The sequence below is a fragment of the Streptomyces pseudovenezuelae genome, from assembly GCF_029892565.1.
Taxonomy (GTDB): domain Bacteria; phylum Actinomycetota; class Actinomycetes; order Streptomycetales; family Streptomycetaceae; genus Streptomyces; species Streptomyces pseudovenezuelae_A.
This window is the reverse complement of sequence record NZ_JARXVH010000004.1, coordinates 110,398-134,839: the sequence shown is the minus strand read 5'-3', so window position 1 is coordinate 134,839 and position 24,442 is coordinate 110,398. Positions and strand designations below refer to the sequence as shown.

The following is a 24,442-nucleotide window of genomic DNA, read 5'->3' as shown; positions in this document are numbered from 1 at the left end:
CCTGACCCCTGGACCGGGGCGAAGTGGTTTTCGGGCGCGTGGTTTTCCGGGGCCCTCGGCGGACGAGGCGGTTCGCTCAAGGGCCTTCAAGAGCCCTTAGCGGACGGTGAATCCGTACACCGTCTCCGACCGGTACACCTCGCCCGGCCGCAGCACCGTGCTCGGGAACTCCGGCCGGTTCGGGGAGTCGGGGAAGTGCTGGGTCTCCAGGGCGATCGCGTCACCGGGAGCGAAGGGCTCGCGCAGGTGGTCCGCGGTGTACAGCTGGAGCCCCGGTTCGGTGGTCGAGACGGTCAGGACGCGACCGGACGCCGGGTCGTACAGCTCGCCGACCTCCCGCGCGGCCCGCGTCACCCCGCCGTCGAGCACGAAGTTGTGGTCGTAGCCGGCCCCGACCTTCCGTGCCTCCCGGAAGTCGAAGCGCGTCCCCGCCACCTCCTCCAGAACGCCGGTCGGGATCAGATCGGCGTCGACGGGGGTGTAGTGGGAGGCGTCGAGCCGCAGTTCGTGACCGCCCGCGTTCCCGCCGCCGGCCAGGTTCCAGTACGAGTGGTTCGTCAGGTTCACCACGGTCGGCGCGTCCGTCACCGCCTCGTAGGCGATGCGCAGCGCGCCGGAGTCGTCGAGCGTGTACGTCGCCGAGACCTCGACGCGGCCCGGGAACCCCTCCTCGCCGTGCGGACCGACCCGGCTCAGCCGAAGTCCGTGCCCGTCGACCGGCGTCACGTCCCACACGCGCTTGTCGAAGCCGCGCTCGCCGCCGTGCAGGGAGTTGGGCGGGGTGTTCTGCGCGAGCGCGTACGTCACGCCGTCCAGCGGGAAGCGGCCGCCCGCGATCCGGTTGGCGTACCGGCCGACCAGGGCACCGAGATACGGCTCCGGGTGCGTGAGATAGCCGTCCAGGTCGGCGAACCCGAGCACCACGTTCCCGGTCCGCCCCTCCCGGTCCGGGACCTCGACCGACTGCACGATCCCGCCGTACGAGAGGATCCGCACCCGGACGCCGGACCGCTCCAGGGTCCAGCGGTGCACCGGGGTGCCGTCGGAAAGTGTGCCGAACTGTTCGCTCATGAGCGGAACCCTAAGTCACGGCCCCCGCGTCACGCCTCTTTCGCGACGACGGCACGGTAGGCCATCTCCGCCAGTCGGGCCTGGCCGTTCACACTCGGGTGGAACCAGTCCCAGTGGCTCAACTGGTCGGTGCCGAACCGGTAGTCGTAGACCGCGCCGCCGTCGAAGCGGCACCGGCGGTCCTTGGCGCAGATCTCCTCAAGCACCTTGTTGTAGTCCTCGACCCGCTGCTGCACGGTGTCCCGGCGCAGGGTCGCCGCCGAGTCCAGCGCGTCCGCGTCGCCCAGCATCGAGGGGCAGATGCCGAGCTTCCACACCTGCTTGCCCAGCGCGTTGCTGCGCCCCTGGGACCACAGCCGCTTCAGGTTCGGCACGCTCGCCACGTACACCTGCGTCTTCGGCAGCCGCGTGCGCAGTGAACTCAGGGCGTCCTCGAAGTCGGTGCGGAAGTCGGCCACCGACGTCATCGCCGAGGTGGAGGAGCGGCAGGCGTCGTTCGCGCCCACCATCACCGTCACCAACTGCGGCTTCTTCACCGCGGCCTGCGTCAGCTGGCCGGACAGGTCGGCCATCCGGGCCCCGGTCACCGCGTAGTTCCAACTGCGCTCGGCCGCCTTCGCCCTGCCCAGCAGCCGCACGGCGAGACTGTCCACCCGCTCGCTGTCGCCCGTCGCCCATGACACCTCCGGGCAGTCCGACAGCACCGAACAGGCGTCGAAGCCGCGCGTGATCGAGTCGCCCACGGCGGCGACCGAGCCCGGACTCGCGTCCCACGTCGGCGTGGGGGACGGCTTCACCTTCTGCGCCTTGATGCCGCCCGGCCCGGCGGAGTTGCCACCGGAGGCGTCGCACGCGGCGACACCCAGGACGGTCGCCGTCACGGCGGCCAGCACGGTCCGAGAGCGGTGGCTGGGCTTCCGCATAGGCTGGTGATCCCCTCACTCGGCGCACACCGGCAGACATCCACCGGTCTCCGTCCATAACAACGCGCGAGAGTTCCCGATCCACGCACCGTGCAACGGTTCACGCCGTACAGGCGTCCTGCCGGGTGAATGGCAGGCGTTTCGGGGCATCAGGACGGACGGTACGTCACACTCCTTGCGCCACCGCACGGTAGCCTCGCCATCAACGTGGCCGACCCGCCACAACCGCCCGCCAGTCAGCAAGATGTCCCGCTCAGCCCGGAGGTCCCGGTGACGACACGTGGAGTTCTGTACGTGCACTCCGCGCCGCGCGCGCTGTGCCCACACGTCGAATGGGCCGTAGCCGGCGTACTCGGCACCCGCGTCAACCTCGACTGGATCCGGCAACCGGCCGCGCCCGGCACCTGGCGCTCCGAGTTCTCCTGGCAGGGCCAGCCCGGCACCGCGTCCAAGCTCGCCTCCGCCCTGCGCGGCTGGCACCTGCTGCGTTTCGAGGTCACCGCCGAGCCCTGCGCCACCGCCGAGGGCGAGCGCTACAGCTGCACCCCCGAACTCGGCATCTTCCACGCCGTCACCGGCATCCACGGCGACATCCTCATCCCGGAGGACCGCCTGCGCGCCGCCCTGATCCGCTCCCAACAGGGCGAGACGGACCTGGAAGCGGAGATCGCCAAGCTCCTGGGCAAGCCGTGGGACGACGAGTTGGAACCGTTCAGGTATGCGGGCGAGGGTGCCCCCGTGCGGTGGCTGCACCAGGTGGTCTGAGAAACGCCGTCAGGTGCATCTCCCTAAGGGGCGCGGGGAACTGCGCGACCAGCCCCCACCGGCCGGCAGCCGACAAACGACGAAGTGGCCCGCCCCCAACCCGGGGAGCGGGCCAAACGCCGTTCACGGCAATTCTCAGACCGTACGGAACGCAAGCACCACGTTGTGCCCGCCGAACCCGAACGAGTCGTTCAGCGCGGCGATGCGGCCCTCGACAGGAAGCTTGCGGGCCTCGCCGCGGACGACGTCCGCGTTGGCCTCCGCTTCCGGGTCGAGGTTCTCGACGTTGATGGTCGGCGGGGCGAGCCGGTTGTACAGCGCGAGGACGGTCGCGACCGTCTCGACACCGCCGGCGCCGCCGAGCAGGTGACCGGTCATCGACTTGGTCGCGGAGACCGCCATGTGGTCGGCGTCGTCGCCGAACACCTTGCGCAGCGCCTTCAGTTCGGCCACGTCACCGGCCGGCGTGGAGGTCGCGTGCGCGTTCACGTGCACGATCTCCGCCGGGTCCAGGTCGGTGTTGTCGAGCAGGTTCTGCAGGGCGTGCGAGATACCGCGCCCCTCCGGCTCCGGCTGCACGATGTCGTGGCCGTCGGCGGAGATGCCCTGTCCGACCGCCTCCGCGTACACGCGGGCACCGCGCTTGGCGGCGTGCTCGGCGGACTCCAGGACGATCACGCCGGCACCCTCGCCGAGGACGAAGCCGTCCCGGCCGGTGTCGTAGGGACGCGAGGCGCCCTGCGGGTCGTCGTTGTTCTTGGACATCGCCATCATGTTGCCGAACGCGGCGATGGGCAGCGGGTGGATCGCCGCCTCCGTGCCGCCCGCGACGACGACGTCGGCGCGGCCCGTACGGATCATCTCGATGGCGTAGCCGATGGCCTCGGCGCCCGACGCGCAGGCGGAGACCGGCGTGTGCACGCCCGCCCGGGCGCCCACGAGCAGACCCACGTTGGCGGACGGGCCGTTGGGCATCAGCATGGGAACGGTGTGCGGGGAGACGCGGCGGACGCCCTTCTCCTTCAGCACGTCGTACTGGTCGAGCAGGGTCGTCACACCGCCGATGCCGGAGGCGATGACGGTGCCCAGGCGGTCGGGGTCGACGGCCGCGTCCTCACCGGCCTTGTCGGTGAAACCGGCGTCGGCCCAGGCCTCCTTGGCCGCGATCAGCGCGAACTGCGCCGAGCGGTCCAGGCGGCGGGCCTGCGGACGCGGGATGACCTCGGAGGGGTCGACGGCGGCGGGCGCGGCGATCCGGACCGCCTGCTCGGCGGCCCACTCCTGCTCCAGGGGCTTCACACCGGACCTGCCGGCGACCATCCCCTCCCAGGTCGAGGCTGCGTCGCCACCCAGCGGTGTGGTTGCGCCGATACCGGTGACGACCACGGTGCGATTGGTCGGGCTCACGGGAATTCTTTCTCCAACGATTACGAGGATTCAGCGGCGCCACCGCCGGGTGGCGGGGCCATGCAGTCGGGTCTGAGCGGTGACTCAGCCCTGGTGCTTGAGGATGTAGTCGGTCGCGTCGCCGACCGTCTTGAGGTTCTTGACGTCCTCGTCGGGGATCTTGACGTCGAAGCGCTCTTCGGCGGCGACGACGACCTCGACCATGGACAGCGAGTCGACGTCCAGGTCGTCGGTGAAGGACTTGTCCAGCTGGACGTCCTCAACCGGGATGCCGGCGATCTCGTTCACGATGTCGGCGAGACCGGCGACGATCTCTTCCTGAGTGGCGGCCATGTCAGGCGCTCCTTCTTTGTGATCCAGAGGGTTTGGCGGTGATGCCCGTGACGGACCCGATGATGATCCGGCACGCAGTGCCTAGGGGAGGGTAACGACCGTCGCGGCGTACACGAGACCCGCCCCGAAGCCGATGACGAGCGCGGTGTCGCCGCTCTTCGCCTCACCGGTCGCCAGAAGCCGCTCCATCGCGAGCGGAATCGAGGCGGCCGAGGTGTTGCCGGTGGTGCGTACGTCACGCGCGACCGTGACGTGCTCCGGCAGTTTCAGCGTCTTCACCATCGAGTCGATGATCCGCTCGTTGGCCTGGTGGGGAATGAAGACGTCCAGGTCGTTCGCGGTGATTCCGGCCGCGTCCAGCGCCTGCTGGGCGACCTTCGCCATCTCGAACACGGCCCAGCGGAACACCGCCTGGCCCTCCTGCGTGATGGCAGGGAACTTGCCCGTGCTGTCGTACTCGGTCCACGGCACGGTCTGCTTGATGGTCTCGGACTTGTCGCCCTCGGAGCCCCAGACGGTCGGGCCGATGTGCGGCTCCTTGGCGGGGCCCACGACGACCGCGCCCGCGCCGTCACCGAACAGGAAGGCCGTCGCACGGTCGGTCAGGTCGGTCAGGTCGGACAGCCGCTCCACGCCGATGACGAGCACGTACTCGGCGCTGCCCTCGACGATCATGCCCTTGGCGAGGGTGAGGCCGTAGCCGAAGCCGGCGCAGCCCGCCGAGATGTCGAACGCGGCTGCCTTGTTGGTGCCGAGCTTGTCGGCGATCTCCGTCGCCACGGCAGGGGTCTGCTTGAAGTGCGAGACGGTCGAGACGATCACGCCGCCGATCTGCTCGGCGGAGATCCCGGCATCGGCGATCGCCTTGCCGGACGCCTCGATCGACATCGCGGCGACCGTCTCCTCGGCGTTGGCCCAGTGCCGGGTCTCGATGCCCGAGCGCGAACGGATCCACTCGTCGGAGGAGTCGATCGTCTCGAGGATCACCTCGTTCGGCACGACCCGGGTCGGCCGGTAGCCGCCGACGCCCAGGATGCGCGCATACGGGGCGCCCTTGCTGGGCTTGATCTTCGACATGCTCTCGGGCTCCTTGTCAGGCACCCGCCGCGTCAGCGGCAGATGTGAGCGTCTCGGCGATGAGCTCGCGAGCCGCGTCGAGGTCGTCGGGGGTCTTGAGGGCCAGCGTCTTCACACCGGGCAGCGCGCGCTTGGCGAGGCCGGTCAGGGTGCCGCCGGGGCACACCTCGACCAGGGCCGTGACGCCGAGCTCCTTGAAGGTCTCCATGCACAGGTCCCAGCGGACCGGGTTGGCGACCTGACCGACGAGCCGCTCCAGGATCTCGGCGCCGGTCGCGACCGTCCGCCCGTCCTTGTTGGAGACGTACGGCAGCTTCGGGTCGCCCGGCGTGAGATCCGCGGCGGCCTTGGCCAGCGCGTCGACGGCGGGGGCCATGTGGTGCGTGTGGAAGGCGCCGGCGACCTTGAGCGGGACGACCTTGCGGACGCCCTCGGGCTTGTCCTCGGCCAGCGCGGCGAGCTGCTCCAGCGTGCCGGCCGCGACGATCTGGCCCGCGCCGTTCACGTTGGCCGGGGTCAGCCCCAGCTTCTCCAGGTGCGCGACGGAGACCTCGGGGTCGCCGCCGAGCAGCGCCGACATGCCGGTCTCGGTGATCGCGGCGGCGTCGGCCATGGCCAGACCCCGCTTGCGTACGAGGGTCAGCGCGGCGGTGTCGTCCAGGACGCCCGCGAAGGCGGCGGCGGTGATCTCGCCGACGGAGTGGCCCGCGACCGCGCCCGGGGTGATGTCACCCAGGGCGGAGGCGGACAGGAGCCCGGCGGCGACCAGCAGCGGCTGGGCGACGGCGGTGTCACGGATCGCGTCCGCGTCGGCCTGCGTGCCGTAGTGGGCGAGGTCCAGGCCGATGGCGTCCGACCACGCGGCGACGCGGTCGGCGGCACCGGGGAGTTCGAGCCAGGGAGTCAGGAAGCCGGGCGTCTGAGCGCCCTGGCCGGGAGCGACGAGTACGAGCACTCTCACACTCTCTCTTGCGGACGGCCACGACCGCCCGTGGGGACAGGGACGAAGAACACGGGGCGGTTTTGTAGGGCCCCGACAAAAGGCTAGGCCTGGAGATCTCCATCGGCCAGACGTCCCAGGATCAGCGCGATCCGCAACGTGAACGCCGACCGTACATCCGAAGGCGACCAGCCGGTGACGTCAGTCACACGTCGAAGCCGGTAGCGCACGGTGTTCGGATGCACGAAGAGCATTCGGGCGGCGCCTTCGAGACTGCTCGCCTGTTCGAGATAGACCGAGAGCGTTTCCAGAAGTGCCGACCCGGCTTCCTCCAGCGGTCTGTAGATCTCCTCCACCAACTGCTCACGCGCGCCGGGATCCCCGGCCATCGCCCGCTCCGGCAGCAGATCGTCCGCGAGGACCGGCCGCGGGGCGTCCTGCCAGGCGGAACACGCCTTGAGCCCGGCGGCCGCGGCCTGCGCGGACCTCGTCCCGGCGAGCAGGTCGGGCACGACGGGTCCGGCCACCACGGGACCTGCGGCGAAGGGCCCGATCAGCGACTTGGCGACGGCGATCGGGTTGTCGCTGCCACCGGCGATCACCACGAGCCGGTCGCCGAGCACGCCGGTGAGCACCTGCAGCTTGGCGTGGCGCGCGGCCCGCCGGATGGCCTCGACGGTCAGCTCGGAGTCCCCGTCGGGCGCGGTCCCCAGGACGACGCAGACATGCTCGGGCGCGTTCCACCCGAGGGCCGCGGCCCGGCTGACGGCGCCCTCGTCGGCCTCCCCGCTCAGCACCGCGTTGACCACGAGCGACTCCAGGCGCGCGTCCCAGGCACCGCGTGCCTCGGCGGCCTGGGCGTACACCTGGGCGGTGGCGAACGCGATCTCGCGGGCGTACACCAGCAGCGCCTCGCGCAGCACGCTCTCGTCGCCGGGGGCCGCGACCTCGTCGATCGCGGACTCCATGACCTCGATGGTGGTCCGCACCATCTCGACCGTCTGCCGCAGCGTGATCGCCCGGGTCAGCTCACGGGGCGCGGTGCCGAACACGTCGGTGGAGATGGCCTGCGGGGCGTCGGGGCGCCGGAACCACTCGGTGAACGCGGCGATACCCGCCTGGGCGACCAGCCCGATCCAGGAACGGTTCTCCGGGGGCATCGCCCGGTACCACGGCAGCGTCTCGTCCATCCGCGCGATGGCCTGCGCGGCGAGACTGCCGGACGACTTCTCAAGGCGCCTCAGGGTCGCGGAGTGCGAATGGACGGGCACCGGGGCGCCGGGCTGACTGGCTTCGGGTTCGGGCACGGGGACAAGACTGCCTCATCGGGACGGTGGCGTGCGTGGGCGGGTGTCGCGCACGGCCCTCACCGGCGCCGTCACAGGTCTACGGTGGTCTCCGTGACGGACGTACGGCGCGCTGCTGCGCGCTATCCAGGGGGCGAGCCGGCGGCCGGCATCGAGTCGTGGCACGCCTTCTCGTTCGGCCCGCACTACGCCCCCGGCAACCTCCGCTTCGGTGCGGTCATCGCCTGCAACGAGGAGCGCCTGGCCCCCGGCGCCGGCTTCGACGAGCATCCGCACAGCCACACCGAGATCGTCACGTGGGTGGTCGAGGGCGAGCTGACCCACCGGGACTCCACCGGCCACGAGACGGTCGTCCGCCCCGGAGACGTCCAGCGCCTCAGCTCGGGAGCGGGCGTACGGCACGTGGAGCGCAACGACGGCTCGGCGCCCCTGGTCTTCGTACAGATGTGGCTGGCCCCGCTGCGGCCGGGCGGCGACCCCGTCTACGAGATCGTCCACGGCATCGCCGACTCCACGCCGTACGCCGTCCCGGAGGCGGGCGCGATGCTGCACGTACGGCGACTGGGCGTGGGGGAGCGGTCGGCCGTGCCGGACGGGGCCTATGTGTACGTCCATGTCGTGCGCGGCGAAGTCCGGCTGGACGGCGAGGAGTTGGGGGCGGGGGACGCGGCCCGCATCACCGACGCGAAGGGGGTCGAGGCGGTGGGGGTGACGCCCGTCGAGCTGCTGGTGTGGGAGATGGCGGGCCAGGGTCAGAACTGGGGCCAGGGCTAGGGGAGTTCGGCGAGCACCGCGTCCGTGAACGGCGGCCACGCCTCGATCGCCCAGGGCCCGAACGCCCGGTCCGTCAGGGCGACACAGGCCGCGCCCGCGTCCGGGTCGAGCCACAGGAACGTACCCGACTGGCCGAAGTGGCCGAAGGTGCGCGGGGAGGACGAACCGCCCGTCCAGTGCGGGGACTTGGAGTCACGGATCTCGAAGCCGAGGCCCCAGTCGTTGGGGTTCTGGTGGCCGTAGCCCCGCAGGACGCCCTTGGTGCCCGGGTACTGGACCGTCATCGCCTCGGCGACCGTGCGCGGGTCGAGCAGGCGCGGGGCCTGGACCTCGGCGGCGAAGCGGAGCAGGTCCTCGACCGTCGAGACGCCGTCCTTCGCGGGGGAGCCGTCGAGGGAGGTGGCGGTCATGCCGAGCGGTTCGAGCACCGCCTGGTGCAGGTAGTCGGCGAAGGGGATCTCCGTGGCCGTGGCGATGTGCTCGCCGAGCTGCTCGAAACCGGCGTTGGAGTACAGCCGCCGCTCACCGGGCGGAGCCGTCACGCGGTGTTCGTCGAAGGCTAGGCCCGAGGTGTGCGCGAGCAGATGCCGCACCGTCGCGCCGGGCGGACCGGCCGGTTCGTCGAGGTCGATCGCCCCCTCCTCGTACGCGACGAGGGCGGCGTACGCGGTGAGCGGCTTGGTGACCGAGGCCAGCGGGAAGCGGTGGTCCGCCGGGCCGTGCGTGCCCAGGAGCGTGCCGTCCGCGCGTACGGCGCCCGCCGCGGCGGTGGGAACCGGCCAGTTCTCGATCAGCGCGAGGCTCTTCAGCGACATGCCGTCGAGCCTATGCGCTCACAGGCGCAGCTCCAGCAAGGGGTCCGGCTTGGGGCGGAAGCCGAGGGAGACGTAGAGCGGCTCGGCCTGCGGCGACGCGGTGAGGTGGACCCGGACGGCGCCCCGCTCGCGGAACCAGGACAGCAGCTCCGCCATGCACGCGCGCGCGTACCCGCGGCGCCGGGCGTCCGGGTCGGTCGCCACGCTGAAGACGAAGCCGACCGCCCCGCGCGGATCGCCCGCCTTCCCGATCCGGTAGTCGACCGTGCCCACGACCAGCGCCGCAAGCCCCTCCGGCCGCTCGGGATGATCCACGACGAACGCGGCGAAGTCGCCGTCGCTCTCACCCAGCTTCTTTCGCAACGTGGGCAGCGACTCCGCGTGCCACTCCGTCGACGGATCCGACCCCGGCAGTGCGTCGATCATCACCTGGCGCAGGCGCAGCACTTCCGGCGCATCCTCCGGCCCGGCACGGCGTACGAGACTCATGGCCCGTACGCTAGCGAGCGCCTCGCCGTCGCGTCCTGCCGATTTATTACCTGTTCCGCTTGCTTGGAGTGCACTCCAAGGCCATAGCGTTAAGTGCATGACGGTGATGGAGACCACCCCCACCAGGACCGACCTCTGCGGCGCCCCGCCCCACCCGCACCGGCGCCCCGAGGGCGAGGACAGCTACACGATCAGCGAGGTCGTCGCCTTCACCGGCCTGACCGCGCACACCCTGCGCTGGTACGAGCGCATCGGCCTCATGCCGCACGTCGACCGCTCCCACACCGGTCAGCGCCGCTACAGCAACCGCGACCTCGACTGGCTCGACCTCGTCGGCAAACTCCGGCTCACCGGCATGCCGGTCGCCGACATGGTCCGGTACGCGGAACTCGTGCGCGAGGGCGACCACACCTTCGGCGACCGCTTCGAGCTGCTCGAAGCGACCCGCAGGGACGTACTGACGAGGATCGCCGAGCTCCAGGACACGCTCGCGGTGCTCGACCGGAAGATCAGTTTCTACGCGGACGCCGACGGCGCCCGCGCCTACGAGGCGGAGAAAGTGCGATGACGAACGGCAGGATCCCGACCGTGCGACTCGGCGCCACCGGTCCGGAGGTCGGCGTCCAGGGCCTGGGCTGCATGGGCATGAGCTTCGCGTACGGCCCCTCGGACGCGCAGGAGTCCCGCGCCACCCTGGAGCGCGCCCTCGAACTGGGGATCACGCTGTACGACACGGCGGACGCGTACGGCCAGGGCGAGAACGAGCGCTTCCTGTCCCCGTTCTTCAAGGCCTACCGGGACCGGGTCGTCATCGCGACCAAGTTCGCCCTGTCCATCCCGCCGGGCGAGCCCACGCGCCGGGTCATCCGCAACGACCCGCCCTACATCCGCCAGGCCGTCGAGGCGAGCCTGAAGCGCCTGGACGTCGACGAGATCGACCTCTACTACATGCACCGGCGCGATGTGAACGTACCGATCGAGGAGTCCGTCGGCGCCATGGCCGAGCTGGTCCGCCAGGGCAAGGTCAAGCACCTGGGCCTGAGCGAGGTCACCGCCGCCGAACTCCGCGCGGCCCACGCCATCCACCCCATCGCCGCCGTCCAGTCGGAATGGTCCCTGTTCAGCCGGGACATCGAGCCCAACGTGGTGCCGGCGGCGCGCGAACTGGGCGTGGCCCTGGTCCCGTACTCCCCGCTCGGCCGAGGCTTCCTCACCGGCTCCTTCACCAACGCCGACAAGGAACTCACCTCCGACGACTTCCGCCGCCAACAGCCCCGCTACACAGGCGAGAACGCGGCGGCCAACGCGGCCCTCCTGGACCCGATCCGCACGGTGGCCGCAGGTCACGAGGCTTCCCTCGGCCAGATCGCCCTGGCCTGGGCCCAGCAGCAGGCGACGGTCCACAATCTGCCGGTCGTCCCCATCCCGGGCACCCGCAAGCCGGGAAGGGTGGAGGAGAACGCAGGCGCAACGGCCATCGTCCTGACGGAAGAGGAACTGGCAGCCCTGGAACCAATTGCGTCGAAGGTAGCGGGCGACCGCTACGCGGACATGCGGTTCTCTTCAGCAGGCCGCGAGTAGGTCCGCCTCACAACTCCGCCAGCAGCTCCGCCTTCTTGACGGAGAACTCCTCATCAGTCACCAACCCGGCCTGATGCAGCTCCCCAAGATGACGGATCCTCTCGGCGATGTCGGCCGGATCGCGCCTCGGCGCCCCGGCCGACACGGCGGCCACCGGCCCCCGGTCCCGTACCGCAGCCAAAACAGCCGCCGCGAACGGCAACGACTCATGCACGGGCCCGTACCCCAGCCCGAAGACAACCGCCGCCGGATCCTGATCGGCCTGCGCAGGCTGCGTCCCCGCGTCCCGCAGCAGCAGCCGCAGATGCCCTTCGAACACCTCGGGCGACCGCCACTCCACCCCACTCAGCTCGGTCACCGGGAAACTCTGATCGCCGGCCTTCCACTTCGTGGACGACGCCCCGGTCCAGAACCACCGGAAGTGCACGGTCTTTCCGTCGAAGGACGCCTTCGCGTCATAGGCCTTGAAGGCCCGAGGCGCCTCGGGCGCGTCCACCAAGAACCGCTCGGCGGGCTCATCGTCCCCGCTCAGCCGCGCCCGCAGCTCATCGGCGTAGTACTCGGCGAGCGTCTCGCGCTCGGCCGACAACACCAGCCGATACGGATCGCACGCTTCCTTCAGCTGCCCCGCCGCCGCCTCGATCAACGGATCCGCCCCGGCCCGCGGAACGACCCGCAGGACGACCGTGCCGCGCTTGCCGGGCGTCAGTGTCACCCCGGCGATCGCGTCGAGCGGGACACGCCGTTCCCCCAGCGCCTGGAAGAGCTTGGGTGTCCGAATCCCGCGTTCGTAGCGGATGAGCACGGAGTCGGACTCGAACTCCCAGGCAGCGTGAAATCCGGCCAGTACGTCACCCATGTGGCTCATCGTATGCGCGGACCGCTTCTTCGTCGCCACCTCGCGCAGACCGCGGTTCCTGCGCCTCTACGCGCGTCCGGCGCGCGCCGCACCGGACAAACCCGCGTGGCACGCGTCATCGTCGCGCGCGCACCGCACCGAGCGGTACGCGCCGACGCCGATGTCGGCGAAGTTCAACAGGCTCTCGGTGTCCGGCTCGAAATAGCCGCCGTGGCCCTTCGCGCCCTGCGCCGACAGCACCCGCGCCCCGAAGGCCGAGGAGACCGGGTCGGCGCCGTGGCCGAGTCCGCCGAGCTCCAGGTAGGGCACGTCCTGGATCCAGTCGGTGGCGTCCCGCATCGACCACACCTGGGCGGAGGTGTGCAGATGGGAGGCCTTCTCGGTGCGCATGCCGGGGCTGCCGGCCACCGCTATGTCGGTCACCCGGCGCGGCAGCGTGTGCGCGGCGACCCCGCACACCACCGAGCCGTAGCTGTGGCAGAACAGCGAGACCGGCGACTTGCCGGGCAGGGCGCGGACGAGAGCGTTCAGCCGGACCGCGCCGTCCTCCGCGCGCATCGCGGTCGCCGAGTCGATGCCGAGCCCGGCGGGCGCGGTGTAGTCGGCCCAGGCGATCACGGCCGTGCGCGTCGAGGGGTCGGCCGCCTGCTCCGCCTTGTAGAGCGACTTGGCCATGCCGACCGGCGCCGAGTACGGGTGGTTGGTCTTCTGGAAGGTGAGCAGGTCGGTGTCGACGCCGGGGACGACGACCGAGACGCGCTCGGCGTGCTGCAGGTTGCCGAAGACCTCGGCGACCCGGCCGGTGCCCTCGGGGTCGAAGGCCAGGATGTGCCGGCCCTGGCGCATCAGCGCCTCGTAGCGGTGCATACGGCGCCCCGCCTCGTGCTGCCCGGACGGCGAGAGCCGGCTGTCGTGCATGCGCTGGCGTTCCACCCTGCGCTGCTTGGCGAGCGCCTGGTGGTTGGCGCGGTAGCGCAGGGCGACGGGGGCGCCGTTCATGTTGCCGACCGCGAGGGGATAGCGGTGGGCCAGGGCGGAGCGCTGCTGCACGGTGAGCGAGGCGAAGAACCGGGAGAGCACCGCGGGGGCCGCGTCCGGGTCGGGGAGCCGGTGTCCGTGCAGGCGGCCGTGCTCCCAGGAGGAGCGCGAGGCCTGGAGCGGGGTCGTGCCGTGGTGGCTGCGCAGGGCGGTCCAGCCCGTGGTCGCCAGCATCACGAAAACGACGGCAAGCGCGAGCAGTGCGCGCCAGACGTTCAGTTGCGGGGAGGTGTCGAAGGAAGTCACTGGGAGGACACACTAGGAGAACGGGACGGTCTCGCGTGAGCCGAGTGACCGAGATCACGTTTCGATAAACGTGGCGTTGACCTCAGTGTGTCCGAAGTGGGTTCGAAGTGCGACCGAACCGGAACCGAAGGTTCCTTAATGTGTTCGCCAGCTGTCCGTGAGTGCGGGTCCCGCCTGTTCGAGGTACGTGATCGTCAGCTCGCGCATCGCCTCCAGGTCGAAGTCCTCGCGCCGGGTCCACTGCCGCTCCGTCACCCGCATCACCGCGCCGAAGACGGCCACCGCCAGCCGCGGTCGCGGATCGGCGTCCATGTCGAGGCCCTCGCGCTCGGCGAGCACGCGCGCGATGGTCTCCTCGGTCTCCTCGCTGTGCCGCAGATGCGCGGCGAGCAGCACCGGCGTCTCCTCGATCACCCGGTACATGCGCAGGAACCACTCCAGCGGTACGACCTCCTCCACGATCTCGTTGAGGGTGTCCCAGCTCCCGAGCACCGCCCGGCGCAGCGCCTCCATCGGCGCCTCGTGGGCCGGCCGCGCGCGCACCGCCTCGATGAACCGCTCCGTGACCAGGTCGTGCAGCGCGAGGGCGGCCTCGTCCTTGCCGGCGAAGTAGCGGAAGAAGGTGCGCTGCGAGACGTCGACGGCGGCGGCGATGTCGTCGACGGTGGTCCGCTCGTAGCCGCGGGTGGTGAACAGCTCGACGGCGGAGCGCAGCAGCGCGTCCCGGGTGCGCTGTTTCTTGCGTTCGCGCAGCGTTTCCATATGTGTCAGTTACCGACTTGTGAATTGGTTTGTCAATTGTCAGCGGCTGTCATTAGCCTCACGGTATGACTAGTCAGACCACCATCGACACGACGGGGTCGGGGGACAAGGCACCAACAGCCCCGTCGGACAAGGCGCCGGGCGGCGGGCTGCGCGGCCACCCCTGGTTCACCCTCATCACGGTCGCTGTCGGGGTCATGATGGTGGCCCTTGACGGCACCATCGTGGCCATCGCCAACCCGGCCATCCAGAAGGACCTCGGCGCGAGCTTCGCCGACGTCCAGTGGATCACCAACGGCTACTTCCTGGCCCTCGCGGTCTCCCTGATCACCGCCGGCAAGCTCGGCGACCGCTTCGGGCACCGCCAGACCTTCCTCATAGGCGTCACCGGCTTCGCCGCCGCGTCCGGCGCCATCGGCCTGTCCAGCAGCATCGCCGCGGTCGTCACCTTCCGCGTGCTGCAGGGCCTGTTCGGCGCGCTGCTGATGCCGGCCGCGCTCGGCCTGCTGCGCGCCACCTTCCCGGCCGAGAAGCTCAACATGGCCATCGGCATCTGGGGCATGGTCATCGGCGCCTCCACCGCGGGCGGCCCGATCCTCGGCGGTGTTCTCGTCGAGCACGTCAACTGGCAGTCGGTGTTCTTCATCAACGTGCCCGTCGGCGTCATCGCCCTGATCCTCGGCCTGGTGATCCTGCTGGACCACCGCGCCGAGAACGCCCCGCGGTCCTTCGACCTCCTGGGCATAGGCCTGCTGTCCGGCGCGATGTTCTGCCTGGTCTGGGCCCTGATCAAGGCCCCGGCGTGGGGCTGGGGCGACGGCAAGACCTGGGCGTTCCTGGCCGCGGCGGTCCTGGGCTTCGCCCTCTTCGCCTTCTGGGAGACGAAGGTCAAGGAACCGCTGATCCCGCTGGGCCTGTTCCGCTCGGTCGCGCTCTCCGCGGGCGTCGTGCTGATGGTCCTGATGGCCATCGCCTTCATGGGCGGCCTGTTCTTCGTGACCTTCTACCTGCAGAACGTGCACGGGATGAGCCCGATCGACGCGGGCCTGCACCTGCTGCCCCTCACCGGCATGATGATCGTCGGCTCCCCGCTCGCGGGCGCGATGATCACCAAGCTCGGCCCGCGGATCCCGCTGGCCGGCGGCATGGCGTCCGTCGCGATCGCGATGTACGGCATGTCCACCCTGGAGACGGACACCGGCAGCGCGGTGATGTCCATCTGGTTCGCCCTGCTCGGCCTCGGCCTCGCCCCGGTCATGGTCGGCGCCACCGAGGTCATCGTCGGCAACGCGCCGATGGAGCTCTCCGGTGTCGCCGGCGGCCTCCAGCAGGCCGCGATGCAGATCGGCGGCAGCCTCGGTACGGCCGTACTGGGCGGCGTGATGGCGTCCAAGGTGGACAGCGACCTGCCCGCCAACTGGAAGGCGGCCGGCCTCCCGGAGCTCACCCCGAGCCAGCTGGACCAGGCCTCCGAGGCCGTCCAGGTCGGCGTGGCACCGGTCGCCAAGGGCACACCGGAGGCGATCGCCGCGAAGATCGCCGACGTCGCGCACGACACGTTCATCTCCGGCATGAGCCTCGCCTCCCTCGTCGCCTGCGGCGTGGCGGTCGTGGCCGTCTTCGTCGCCTTCCTCACCAAGCGCGGTGCGAACGCGGACGCGGGCGCGGGCGTGGGCCACATCTGACGGGACGGGGTCCGGCGGACAGTCCGGCGGGCTCCCCTGACGGGTTTTCAACGGACTTCCCCTATCAGGGTGAAGACGCTAAAGATCCCTCGCGCCCGGCACGCGCCGCAGGTCACAGTGGGTCATGCCCTCCGCAGGGGGTGACTCGGACCGCGGCGCGCTGCCGGAGGGGGACAGCGCGCCGCAGGCCCGGGACGATTAGTGGCCGCATCGGGGGTACCCGAACTCCTGAGCCCCGAACAGACTCCGGGGCCGAGGGAGTTGATGATGGCGGGCTTCGGAAACGGAACGCGCAAGCACCCCCGCTCACGTGGCCGCACGAGGTCACGGACCGGGCCGGACCGCGCGACGCTGGGAATCATCGGAGTCATCTGCGCGATCGCGGGATTCTTCGTACTGGGCCTGATCCTCGGCCCGGTAGCGGTCGTCTGCGGCTGGCTCGCCATGGGCCGCACCTGGTCCTGGTCCAGGACCCGCCCGGTCCCGGCCCTCGTGGCCGTGGTCCTGGGCGTGCTCGACACGCTCCTGGCGATCTACTGGCTGTTCCTCTGACGGAGCCCGCCTCTCCCGCCCGACCCCACCGCGACGCCGATCACGTCTTGGCCGACGGCTCCCGCAACGGCGCGGACGGCTCGCGCAGCGCCGCGACCTCGGCCCTCAGTGCCCGCACCTCCGCGGTCAGCGCCTCGATGGCCTCGGTCTGCCGCCGCTCCTCCACGTCGTCCTTCTCGAACCGTGCGAGAAACCACGTGGCGATGTTCGCGGTCACCACACCGAGCAACGCGATCCCGGACAGCATCAACCCGACGGCGACCATCCGCCCGAGCCCGGTGGTCGGTGCGTGGTCCCCGTAGCCCACGGTCGTCATCGTCGTGAACGACCACCACAGGGCATCACCCAACGTCCGGATGTTCCCGTTCGGCGAGTCCCGCTCGACCGACAGCACGGCCAGCGACCCGAACATCAACAGCCCGACGACGGCGCCCACGACATACGTCGTCAGCTGGATCTGCGAGGCCATCCGCGCCCGCCGCCCCACCAGCATCAGCGTGGACACCATCCGCAGCAGCCGCAACGGCTGGAGCAGCGGCAGCAGTACGGCACACAGGTCCAGCCAGTGCGTCCGTACGAACTGCTTGCGCTGCCGGCTCATCGCCAGCCGCACCAGGTAGTCCCCGGCGAACGCGCCCCACACCACCCACTCGACCGCCGTGCACACCGTCGTCAGCGAGTGCCCGGCGGTCTTGTCCACGATCGGCACGGCGTAGGCAACGGCGAACCCCACCGCGAGCGCCAGCAGGGGCCGTTGGGTCACCTGTTCCCAACGAGCCTGCGCCGATTGTCCGTCCATGCCCCGCATCGTAGGTCGACAGCGCGCCCCTTAAAGGCGCCCCGAAGGGGCTTGCCTTTAAGGGGCGCGGGGAACTGCGCGACCAGCCCCCACCGGGGCCGCGGCCAAGTACGGCCGCACTCCGCCGAAGCCGAGTGCAACGGTTACGCGTCGCCGCCCGCGGCGCCGGGATCGGCGGCCGCGACATCCAGCAACTGATACCGGTCGATGGCCTGCTTGAGCGCCGACCGATCGACCTTCCCTTCCCGCGCCAGTTCCGTCAGGACGGCCACCACGATCGACTGCGCGTCGATGTGGAAGAACCGCCGAGCCGCCCCCCGGGTGTCCGCGAACCCGAACCCGTCCGCCCCCAGCGACTGGTAGGTCCCTGGCACCCACCGAGCGATCTGGTCCGGAACCGCCCGCATCCAGTCGGACACGGCCACGAACGGCCCCTGCGCGTTCCCCAACTTCCGCGTCACATAGGGAACCCGCTGCTCCTCCTCGGGATGCAGCAGATTGTGCCGCTCGACGTCGACGGCCTCGCGCCGCAGCTCGTTCCAGGAGGTCGCCGACCAGACGTCGGCCCGCACGTTCCAGTCCTCCGCGAGAATCCGCTGCGCCTCGATCGCCCACGGCACGGCCACGCCCGAGGCCATGATCTGCGCGGGGATCGAGCCCGAAGTCCCCTCGCCGATGCGGTGGATGCCCTTGACGATGCCCTCCACGTCCACGTCCGCCGGCTCGGCCGGGTGCTGGATCGGCTCGTTGTAGACGGTGAGGTAGTAGAAGACGTCCTCGCCCGGCTTGCCGTCGGCGGTCGGCCCGTACATCCGCCGCAGCCCGTCCTGCACGATGTAGGCGATCTCGTACGAGTACGCCGGGTCGTACGCGACACAGCCCGGGTTGGTCGAGGCGAGCAGCTGCGAGTGGCCGTCGGCGTGCTGCAGCCCCTCACCGGTCAGAGTCGTACGTCCGGCGGTCGCACCCAGTACGAAACCGCGCGCCAACTGGTCGGCCATCTGCCAGAACTGGTCGCCGGTGCGCTGGAAACCGAACATCGAGTAGAAGACGTAGACCGGGATGAGCGGCTCGCCGTGCGTGGCGTACGCCGAGCCCGCCGCGATCAGGGACGCCGTGCAGCCGGCCTCCGAGATGCCGTCGTGCAGCATCTGGCCGGTCGGTGACTCCTTGTACGCGAGCAGCAGATCGCGGTCGACCGACTCGTACTGCTGGCCGAGCGGGTTGTAGATCTTCGCGCTCGGGAAGAAGGAGTCCATGCCGAACGTGCGGTACTCGTCCGGCGCGATCAGCACGAAGCGCTTGCCGAGTTCCTTGTCCCGCATGAGGTCCTTGAGGAGCCGGACGAAGGCCATGGTCGTCGCGATGGACTGGTGGCCCGAGCCCTTCTTCACACTCGCGTACACCTTGTCGTCCGGCAGCGCGAGCGGCTTGGCCCGCACGACGCGCGTGGGGACGTACCCGCCCAGCGACTTGCGCCGGTCGTGCATGTACTGGATCTCCTCCGAGTCGCGACCCGGGTGGTAGTACGGCGGCGGGCCGGACTCCAGCTCCTTGTCGGAGATCGGCAGGTGCAGCCGGTCCCGGAAGCCCTTGAGGTCGGCGACCGTCAGCTTCTTCATCTGGTGCGTGGCGTTGCGGCCCTCGAAGTTGGGGCCCAGCGTCCAGCCCTTGATGGTCTTGGCGAGGATGACCGTCGGCTGGCCCCGGTGCTCGGTGGCCGCCTTGAACGCCGCGTAGATCTTCTTGTGGTCGTGACCGCCGCGCCCCAGGTGCAGGATCTGGTCGTCGGTCATGCCCTCGACCATCGCGCGCAGCCGCTGGTCGTCGCCGAAGAAGTGCTCGCGGATGTAGGAGCCGGGCTCGGTCGCGTACGTCTGGTACTGGCCGTCCGGCGTCGTGTTCATCCGGTTGACCAGCACGCCGTCGCGGTCCTGGGCCAGCAGCGGGTCCCAGGAGCGGTCCCAGACCAGCTTGATCACGTTCCAGCCGGCGCCCCGGAAGACCGACTCCAGCTCCTGGATGACCTTGCCGTTGCCGCGCACCGGGCCGTCGAGCCGCTGCAGGTTGCAGTTGACGACGAAGGTCAGGTTGTCCAGGCCCTCGCGCGCGGCGATGGTCAGCTGGCCCAGCGACTCCGGCTCGTCCATCTCGCCGTCGCCGAGGAAGGCCCACACGTGCGACTTCGAGGTGTCGGCGATCTCGCGCGCGTGCATGTAGCGGTTCATCCGCGCCTGGTAGATCGCGCCGATCGGGCCGAGACCCATCGACACGGTCGGGAACTCCCAGAAGTCCGGCATCAGCCGCGGGTGCGGATAGGAGGACAGTCCGTCGGGCGCCTTGGACTTCTCCTGGCGGAAGCCGTCCATGTTCTGCTCGCTGAGGCGGTCGAGCAGGAACGCGCGCGCGTAGATGCCGGGGGAGGCGTGGCCCTGGAAGAAGACCTGGTCACCGCCGTCGCCCTCGTCCTTGCCGCGGAAGAAGTGGTTGAAGCCCACGTCGTAGAGGGACGCGGAGGAGGCGAAGGTGGCGATGTGGCCGCCGACCCCGATGCCGGGCCGCTGCGCGCGCGAGACCATCACCGCCGCGTTCCAGCGGGTCGCGTTCAGGACCTTGCGCTCGATCTCCTCGTTGCCCGGGAAGAACGGCTCGTCCTTGGTCGCGATGGTGTTCACGTAGTCCGTGCTGCGCATCTCGGGCACGGCCACGCGCCGCTCGCGGGCCCGCTCGATCAGCCGGAGCATCAGGTAGCGGGCCCGCTCACGGCCGCGCTCGTCGACGGCGGCGTCGAGGGAGTCGAGCCACTCCTGCGTTTCCTCGGGGTCGAAGTCAGGAACCTGACTCGGAAGGCCGCCAATGATGATCGGGTTGCGATCGGATCCGGAAGCCACGCTGTTCCTTACCTGTCAGAGGGCTGCTGTGAGCTGCTTTTCGGTCTGCCTGCACCGTTCCCCATCGTGTACCTCGGGAAAGCAAACGTCATCTCTACTGAGAGGTAACCGAGACCTACGTGCGCTCCGGCTGGTTCTCAATGCCACAAAGGGGGCAGAAAGGTGTGGTGTGGGTCACTTACGGTCGTGTCGGCGTGCCTGGAGTTGGGGTGACACGGCCAGGAACGTCACCGTTTCGGCGGTCTGAACGGCCGGGTACTTGCGCGATCCGCCCCGCCCGTGTGGACTACGGCCAATGCTTCGCGCGTGCGCGACGCTGAGACACTCATCAAGACATGATCAGGAGGCAACCCGTGAGCGCGACCGCGGACCACGCGGAGACGAGCCCTGCCGTGAGGCTGGGGTTCCAGCCCGAGCAGGTGGTCCAGGAGATCGGCTACGACGACGACGTAGACCAGGAGCTCCGCGAGGCCATTGAGGAAGTCATCGGCAGCGACCTTGTGGACGAGGACTATGACGACGTCGCCGATGCCGTGGTGCTCTGGTTCCGCGACGAGGACGGCGACCTGACCGATGTGCTGGTGGACGCCACCACGTACATCGAGGAAGGCGGCTCGATTCTGCTCCTCACGCCGAAGACCGGCCGTGACGGCTACGTCGAGCCCAGTGACATCTCCGAAGCCGCGACGACGGCGGGGCTGTCGGCCTCCAAGAGCGTCAGCGTGGGCAAGGACTGGAGCGGCAGCCGGCTGGTGACTCCCAAGGCGGCCAAGTCCAAGAAGTGACCCATTGACTCCGGACGGGCCGGTTCGCCCGGCCCGTCCGTAGGTTCCCGGTGATCGCTGCGTAGGGTGGAAGCCACCCGAACAGCCTCACCGAAGGGACAACCGCGACAATGGCGATCCAGGTCGGCGACAAGGCCCCTGATTTCGAGCTCAAGGACAACCACGGCGCCACCGTGAAGCTCTCCGACTTCCGTGGCAGCAAGAACGTCGTCCTGCTCTTCTACCCCTTCGCCTTCACCGGCGTGTGCACCGGCGAGCTGTGCGAGGTGCGGGACAACCTGCCGAAGTTCGCCGACCGCGACACCCAGGTGCTCGCGGTCTCCAACGACTCCATCCACACCCTGCGCGTCTTCGCCGAGCAGGAGGGCCTGGAGTACCCGCTGCTCAGCGACTTCTGGCCGCACGGCGAGGTCTCCCGTGCCTACGACGTCTTCGCCGAGGACAAGGGCTGCGCGGTGCGCGGCACCTTCGTCATCGACAAGGAGGGCGTGGTCCGCTGGACCGTCGTCAACGCGCTGCCGGACGCCCGCGACCTGAACTCGTACGTGAAGGCGCTCGACACCCTGTGATTGTTCGGTTCCAGGGCCTGCGTGGTACGGGAACCCGTCACTAGGATCGAGTCGTTGATCCGATAGCAACGCACGTCGGGGCTCCCTGCCCCCACAAACCAATGGAGGACTCGTGGGAGTCAGCCTCAGCAAGGGCGGCAACGTTTCACTGACCAAGGAGGCCCCGGGCCTGACCGCGGTCATCGTCGGTCTGGGGTGGGACGTCCGCACCACGACCGGTACGGACTTCGACCTGGACGCCAGCGCCCTGCTCCTGAACAGCGCGGGCAAGGTCGCCAGCGACGCGAACTTCGTCTTCTTCAACAACCTCAAGAGCCCGGACGGCTCCGTCGAGCACACCGGTGACAACACCACCGGTGAGGGCGAGGGCGACGACGAGGCGATCAAGGTGAACCTGGCGGCGGTCCCGGCCGACGTCGACAAGATCACCTTCCCGGTCTCGATCTACGACGCCGAGAACCGCCAGCAGTCCTTCGGCCAGGTCCGCAACGCGTTCATCCGCGTGGTGAACCAGGCCGGCGGCGCCGAGATCGCCCGCTACGACCTCTCCGAGGACGCCTCCACGGAGACCGCCATGGTCTTCGGCGAGCTGTACCGCAACGGCGCGGAGTGGAAGTTCCGCGCCATCGGCCAGGGCTACGCCTCGGGCCTGCGCGGCATCGCCCAGGACTTCGGCGTCAACGTCTGAGACGCCCGCACGGCGATTGTCCGGCGCCGCACCGTTTGGGTGGGGCGCCGGACGTGCAGGACAACCAAAGAAGCATCACCTCGGGGAGGACCAGCACTATGGGCGTCACGCTCGCCAAGGGGGGCAATGTCTCCCTGTCCAAGGCCGCACCCAACCTCACGCAGGTACTGGTCGGGCTCGGCTGGGACGCACGTTCCACCACCGGAGCCGACTTCGACCTGGACGCCAGTGCGCTGCTGTGCACCGGCGGGCGGGTGATGGGGGACGAGTGGTTCATCTTCTACAACCAGCTCAAGAGCCCGGACGGCTCCGTCGAGCACACCGGCGACAACCTCACCGGTGAGGGCGAGGGCGACGACGAGTCGATCATCGTCGACCTCCCGAAGGTGCCGCCCGCCTGCGACAAGATCATCTTCCCGGTCTCCATCCACGACGCCGACAACCGCGGCCAGACCTTCGGCCAGGTCAGCAACGCCTTCATCCGCGTCGTCAACCAGGCCGACGGCCAGGAACTGGCCCGCTACGACCTCAGCGAGGACGCGTCCACCGAAACGGCCATGATCTTCGGCGAGCTCTACCGCTACCAGGGCGAGTGGAAGTTCCGCGCCGTGGGCCAGGGGTACGCCTCCGGACTGCGCGGCATCGCCCTGGACTTCGGGGTCAACGTTTCGTAAGGTCCGCCGGGCCACGGCCCGATCCACGACGGCGCCCCCTCCGACCTGCGCCTTCCTCGGCCGGACGCCCCTACTGTTCCGGCTGGAGAGCGAAGCCCTAGACTTCGTGGTCAACAGTGAGTAAAGCCGAGTACGGCGCGGGGGAGACCCGTACATACAGGATTGGGTAGCCAGTGCTTCTGAAAACCTTCGGCTGGTCGTTCGCGATTACCGCGCTCGGCCTGGTCGCGGCGGTCTTCTACGGGGGGTGGGAGGCCTTCGGCATCGTCGCGATCCTCTCCATCCTCGAGATCTCGCTGTCGTTCGACAACGCGGTGGTCAACGCCGGGATCCTGAAGAAGATGTCCGCCTTCTGGCAGAAGATCTTCCTCACGGTCGGCGTCCTCATCGCGGTCTTCGGCATGCGGCTGGTCTTCCCGGTCGTGATCGTCGCCGTCACCGCCAAGATCGGTCCCATCGACGCGGTCGACCTCGCGCTCAACAACAAGGACCACTACCAGGAACTGGTCACCGACGCGCACCCGGCGATCGCCGCCTTCGGTGGCATGTTCCTGCTGATGATCTTCCTCGACTTCATCTTCGAGGACCGCGACATCCAGTGGCTGCGCTGGATCGAACGCCCGCTGGCCAAGCTCGGCAAGGTCGACATGCTGTCGGTCTGCATCGCCCTGATCGTCCTGCTGATCACCGCGTTCACCTTCGCGACCCACGCCCACCAGCACGGCGGCGGGCACGCCGACAAGGCACAGACGGTGCTGATCTCCGGCATCGCGGGCCTGATCACGTACATGGTCGTCGGCGGTCTCTCCGGGTTCTTCGAGGACCGCCTCGAAGCCGAGGAGGAACGCGAGCACGAGCAGGAGGAAGAGGCGGAACGCAGCGGCAAGAAGCGCCCGCCGATCGTCCTCGCCGGCCAGGCCGCGTTCTTCATGTTCCTCTACCTCGAAGTCCTGGACGCCTCGTTCTCCTTCGACGGCGTGATCGGCGCGTTCGCCATCACCAACGACATCGTCCTGATGGCGCTGGGCCTGGGCATCGGCGCGATGTACGTCCGTTCGCTCACCGTCTACCTGGTCCGCCAGGGCACCCTCGACGACTACGTCTACCTGGAGCACGGCGCGCACTACGCGATCGGCGCGCTGGCCGTGATCCTCATGGTCACCATCCAGTACCAGATCAACGAGGTCATCACCGGCCTCGTCGGCGTCGTCCTGATCGGCTGGTCCTTCTGGTCCTCCGTCCGCCGCAACCGAGCCCTGGCAGCGGCAGAGGGAAAAGCGACGGGCACGGACGAGAAGACTGAGGTCTCGTCCGGGGTGTGACACCCCTCAGGGGGCGGGAACGCTCTCAGCGGGGCGGCCGGAAGCCTCCGGCCGCCCCGCCGGTTTTTCCAAGTGAGCGCCGTGAACACG

The 24,442-nt window shown here is 69.7% G+C and carries 25 protein-coding genes; 11 read left to right on the top strand and 14 right to left on the bottom strand.

What is annotated here, in order from left to right; genetic code table 11:
* Positions 1 to 96 precede the first annotated feature (96 nt).
* Both M2283_RS13465 and M2283_RS13460 read right to left on the bottom strand, forming a co-directional pair.
* Positions 97 to 1,071: an aldose epimerase family protein gene (locus M2283_RS13465; protein WP_280876409.1), complete on the bottom strand. Its 975-nt coding sequence runs from the start codon at positions 1,069 to 1,071 to the stop codon at positions 97 to 99.
* Between the two features lie 29 nt (positions 1,072 to 1,100).
* On the bottom strand, positions 1,101 to 1,994 hold the full coding sequence (locus tag M2283_RS13460; protein WP_280876408.1) for an SGNH/GDSL hydrolase family protein: 894 nt from the start codon (positions 1,992 to 1,994) through the stop codon (positions 1,101 to 1,103).
* Positions 1,995 to 2,264: 270 nt separating this feature from the next.
* On the opposite strand from M2283_RS13460, the gene M2283_RS13455 reads away from it, so the two are divergent.
* Positions 2,265 to 2,759: a DUF3145 domain-containing protein gene (locus M2283_RS13455; protein WP_280876407.1), complete on the top strand. Its 495-nt coding sequence runs from the start codon at positions 2,265 to 2,267 to the stop codon at positions 2,757 to 2,759.
* 135 nt (positions 2,760 to 2,894) lie between these two features.
* Here M2283_RS13455 and M2283_RS13450 read toward each other — a convergent pair whose 3' ends face one another.
* The 5 genes from M2283_RS13450 to M2283_RS13430 all read right to left on the bottom strand — a co-directional run bounded on the left by M2283_RS13450 (position 2,895) and on the right by M2283_RS13430 (position 7,823).
* The gene (locus tag M2283_RS13450) at positions 2,895 to 4,166 is read right to left on the bottom strand and encodes a beta-ketoacyl-[acyl-carrier-protein] synthase family protein (protein ID WP_280876406.1); all 1,272 of its coding nucleotides are present in this window, start codon (positions 4,164 to 4,166) and stop codon (positions 2,895 to 2,897) included.
* 84 nt (positions 4,167 to 4,250) lie between these two features.
* Positions 4,251 to 4,499: an acyl carrier protein gene (locus tag M2283_RS13445; RefSeq protein WP_004001566.1), complete on the bottom strand. Its 249-nt coding sequence runs from the start codon at positions 4,497 to 4,499 to the stop codon at positions 4,251 to 4,253.
* 81 nt (positions 4,500 to 4,580) lie between these two features.
* Positions 4,581 to 5,576 (bottom strand): ketoacyl-ACP synthase III, encoded by a 996-nt coding sequence (locus tag M2283_RS13440; protein WP_280876405.1) that lies wholly within the window; start codon positions 5,574 to 5,576, stop codon positions 4,581 to 4,583.
* 16 nt (positions 5,577 to 5,592) lie between these two features.
* The gene (locus M2283_RS13435) at positions 5,593 to 6,531 is read right to left on the bottom strand and encodes an ACP S-malonyltransferase (protein WP_280876404.1); all 939 of its coding nucleotides are present in this window, start codon (positions 6,529 to 6,531) and stop codon (positions 5,593 to 5,595) included.
* A gap of 89 nt (positions 6,532 to 6,620) precedes the next feature.
* Positions 6,621 to 7,823, bottom strand: a complete 1,203-nt coding sequence (locus M2283_RS13430) for a PucR family transcriptional regulator (RefSeq protein WP_280876403.1) — start codon at positions 7,821 to 7,823, stop codon at positions 6,621 to 6,623.
* A gap of 93 nt (positions 7,824 to 7,916) precedes the next feature.
* Between M2283_RS13430 and M2283_RS13425 the strand changes: the two genes are divergently transcribed.
* Positions 7,917 to 8,597, top strand: a complete 681-nt coding sequence (locus tag M2283_RS13425; RefSeq protein ID WP_280876402.1) for a pirin family protein — start codon at positions 7,917 to 7,919, stop codon at positions 8,595 to 8,597.
* On the opposite strand, the gene M2283_RS13420 is transcribed toward M2283_RS13425, so the two are convergent.
* Both M2283_RS13420 and M2283_RS13415 read right to left on the bottom strand, forming a co-directional pair.
* Positions 8,594 to 9,412, bottom strand: a complete 819-nt coding sequence (locus tag M2283_RS13420; RefSeq protein ID WP_280876401.1) for a serine hydrolase domain-containing protein — start codon at positions 9,410 to 9,412, stop codon at positions 8,594 to 8,596. The two genes, M2283_RS13425 and M2283_RS13420, sit on opposite strands and share 4 nt — an antisense overlap.
* 18 nt (positions 9,413 to 9,430) lie before the next feature.
* Complete coding sequence (locus M2283_RS13415) at positions 9,431 to 9,901, bottom strand: GNAT family N-acetyltransferase (protein WP_280876400.1); 471 nt, start codon at positions 9,899 to 9,901, stop codon at positions 9,431 to 9,433.
* 97 nt (positions 9,902 to 9,998) lie between these two features.
* On the opposite strand from M2283_RS13415, the gene M2283_RS13410 reads away from it, so the two are divergent.
* Entirely contained in the window at positions 9,999 to 10,469 is a 471-nt protein-coding gene (locus M2283_RS13410; protein WP_280876399.1) for a MerR family transcriptional regulator, read from the top strand.
* The gene (locus tag M2283_RS13405; RefSeq protein ID WP_280876398.1) at positions 10,466 to 11,482 is read left to right on the top strand and encodes an aldo/keto reductase; all 1,017 of its coding nucleotides are present in this window, start codon (positions 10,466 to 10,468) and stop codon (positions 11,480 to 11,482) included. Before M2283_RS13410 ends, M2283_RS13405 begins: the two co-directional genes overlap by 4 nt.
* A 7-nt stretch (positions 11,483 to 11,489) precedes the next feature.
* On the opposite strand, the gene M2283_RS13400 is transcribed toward M2283_RS13405, so the two are convergent.
* The 3 genes from M2283_RS13400 to M2283_RS13390 all read right to left on the bottom strand — a co-directional run bounded on the left by M2283_RS13400 (position 11,490) and on the right by M2283_RS13390 (position 14,387).
* Positions 11,490 to 12,350, bottom strand: a complete 861-nt coding sequence (locus M2283_RS13400; RefSeq protein WP_280876397.1) for a DUF4429 domain-containing protein — start codon at positions 12,348 to 12,350, stop codon at positions 11,490 to 11,492.
* A 57-nt stretch (positions 12,351 to 12,407) separates the two neighbouring features.
* Complete coding sequence (locus M2283_RS13395) at positions 12,408 to 13,625, bottom strand: alpha/beta hydrolase (RefSeq protein WP_280876396.1); 1,218 nt, start codon at positions 13,623 to 13,625, stop codon at positions 12,408 to 12,410.
* Between the two features lie 135 nt (positions 13,626 to 13,760).
* The gene (locus M2283_RS13390) at positions 13,761 to 14,387 is read right to left on the bottom strand and encodes a TetR family transcriptional regulator (RefSeq protein ID WP_280876395.1); all 627 of its coding nucleotides are present in this window, start codon (positions 14,385 to 14,387) and stop codon (positions 13,761 to 13,763) included.
* Positions 14,388 to 14,584: 197 nt separating this feature from the next.
* Here M2283_RS13390 and M2283_RS13385 point away from each other — a divergent pair, with 197 nt between their 5' ends.
* Together M2283_RS13385 and M2283_RS13380 are read left to right on the top strand one after the other, a co-directional pair.
* Positions 14,585 to 16,072, top strand: a complete 1,488-nt coding sequence (locus tag M2283_RS13385; RefSeq protein WP_432423084.1) for an MFS transporter — start codon at positions 14,585 to 14,587, stop codon at positions 16,070 to 16,072.
* Between the two features lie 264 nt (positions 16,073 to 16,336).
* Positions 16,337 to 16,624 carry a small hydrophobic protein gene (locus tag M2283_RS13380; RefSeq protein ID WP_280876958.1) on the top strand — a complete coding sequence of 96 codons (288 nt, stop codon included), beginning with the start codon at positions 16,337 to 16,339 and terminating at the stop codon, positions 16,622 to 16,624.
* 40 nt (positions 16,625 to 16,664) lie between these two features.
* Here M2283_RS13380 and M2283_RS13375 read toward each other — a convergent pair whose 3' ends face one another.
* Together M2283_RS13375 and aceE are read right to left on the bottom strand one after the other, a co-directional pair.
* Positions 16,665 to 17,423, bottom strand: a complete 759-nt coding sequence (locus M2283_RS13375) for a potassium channel family protein (protein ID WP_280876393.1) — start codon at positions 17,421 to 17,423, stop codon at positions 16,665 to 16,667.
* A gap of 143 nt (positions 17,424 to 17,566) precedes the next feature.
* A complete protein-coding gene (aceE, locus tag M2283_RS13370; protein ID WP_280876392.1) occupies positions 17,567 to 20,314 on the bottom strand; it encodes a pyruvate dehydrogenase (acetyl-transferring), homodimeric type in 2,748 nt (915 codons plus the stop codon).
* Positions 20,315 to 20,667: 353 nt separating this feature from the next.
* Here aceE and M2283_RS13365 point away from each other — a divergent pair, with 353 nt between their 5' ends.
* The 5 genes from M2283_RS13365 (at position 20,668) to M2283_RS13345 (ending at position 24,352) form a co-directional block, all read left to right on the top strand.
* Positions 20,668 to 21,099 (top strand): DUF3052 domain-containing protein, encoded by a 432-nt coding sequence (locus tag M2283_RS13365; protein ID WP_123999590.1) that lies wholly within the window; start codon positions 20,668 to 20,670, stop codon positions 21,097 to 21,099.
* A 110-nt stretch (positions 21,100 to 21,209) separates the two neighbouring features.
* Positions 21,210 to 21,668, top strand: a complete 459-nt coding sequence (locus tag M2283_RS13360; protein WP_280876391.1) for a peroxiredoxin — start codon at positions 21,210 to 21,212, stop codon at positions 21,666 to 21,668.
* 112 nt (positions 21,669 to 21,780) lie between these two features.
* Complete coding sequence (locus tag M2283_RS13355; RefSeq protein WP_019060360.1) at positions 21,781 to 22,356, top strand: TerD family protein; 576 nt, start codon at positions 21,781 to 21,783, stop codon at positions 22,354 to 22,356.
* 98 nt (positions 22,357 to 22,454) lie between these two features.
* Positions 22,455 to 23,030, top strand: a complete 576-nt coding sequence (locus M2283_RS13350) for a TerD family protein (RefSeq protein ID WP_280876390.1) — start codon at positions 22,455 to 22,457, stop codon at positions 23,028 to 23,030.
* A gap of 173 nt (positions 23,031 to 23,203) precedes the next feature.
* Positions 23,204 to 24,352 (top strand): DUF475 domain-containing protein, encoded by a 1,149-nt coding sequence (locus M2283_RS13345; RefSeq protein WP_280876389.1) that lies wholly within the window; start codon positions 23,204 to 23,206, stop codon positions 24,350 to 24,352.
* The last annotated feature ends 90 nt before the right edge of the window (positions 24,353 to 24,442 follow it).

Bases quoted from the DNA above. Each gene is read 5' to 3' on its own strand.
- M2283_RS13385 (WP_432423084.1), top strand. From the start codon at position 14,585: ATGATGGTGGCCCTTGACGGCACCATCGTGGCCATCGCCAACCCGGCC.
- M2283_RS13360 (WP_280876391.1), top strand. From the start codon at position 21,210: ATGGCGATCCAGGTCGGCGACAAGGCCCCTGATTTCGAGCTCAAGGAC.
- M2283_RS13380 (WP_280876958.1), top strand. From the start codon at position 16,337: ATGATGGCGGGCTTCGGAAACGGAACGCGCAAGCACCCCCGCTCACGT.
- M2283_RS13400 (WP_280876397.1), bottom strand. From the start codon at position 12,350: ATGAGCCACATGGGTGACGTACTGGCCGGATTTCACGCTGCCTGGGAG.
- M2283_RS13350 (WP_280876390.1), top strand. From the start codon at position 22,455: ATGGGCGTCACGCTCGCCAAGGGGGGCAATGTCTCCCTGTCCAAGGCC.
- M2283_RS13390 (WP_280876395.1), bottom strand. From the start codon at position 14,387: ATGGAAACGCTGCGCGAACGCAAGAAACAGCGCACCCGGGACGCGCTG.
- M2283_RS13405 (WP_280876398.1), top strand. From the start codon at position 10,466: ATGACGAACGGCAGGATCCCGACCGTGCGACTCGGCGCCACCGGTCCG.
- M2283_RS13410 (WP_280876399.1), top strand. From the start codon at position 9,999: ATGACGGTGATGGAGACCACCCCCACCAGGACCGACCTCTGCGGCGCC.
- M2283_RS13375 (WP_280876393.1), bottom strand. From the start codon at position 17,423: ATGGACGGACAATCGGCGCAGGCTCGTTGGGAACAGGTGACCCAACGG.
- M2283_RS13415 (WP_280876400.1), bottom strand. From the start codon at position 9,901: ATGAGTCTCGTACGCCGTGCCGGGCCGGAGGATGCGCCGGAAGTGCTG.
- M2283_RS13465 (WP_280876409.1), bottom strand. From the start codon at position 1,071: ATGAGCGAACAGTTCGGCACACTTTCCGACGGCACCCCGGTGCACCGC.
- M2283_RS13445 (WP_004001566.1), bottom strand. From the start codon at position 4,499: ATGGCCGCCACTCAGGAAGAGATCGTCGCCGGTCTCGCCGACATCGTG.
- M2283_RS13420 (WP_280876401.1), bottom strand. From the start codon at position 9,412: ATGTCGCTGAAGAGCCTCGCGCTGATCGAGAACTGGCCGGTTCCCACC.
- M2283_RS13440 (WP_280876405.1), bottom strand. From the start codon at position 5,576: ATGTCGAAGATCAAGCCCAGCAAGGGCGCCCCGTATGCGCGCATCCTG.
- M2283_RS13460 (WP_280876408.1), bottom strand. From the start codon at position 1,994: ATGCGGAAGCCCAGCCACCGCTCTCGGACCGTGCTGGCCGCCGTGACG.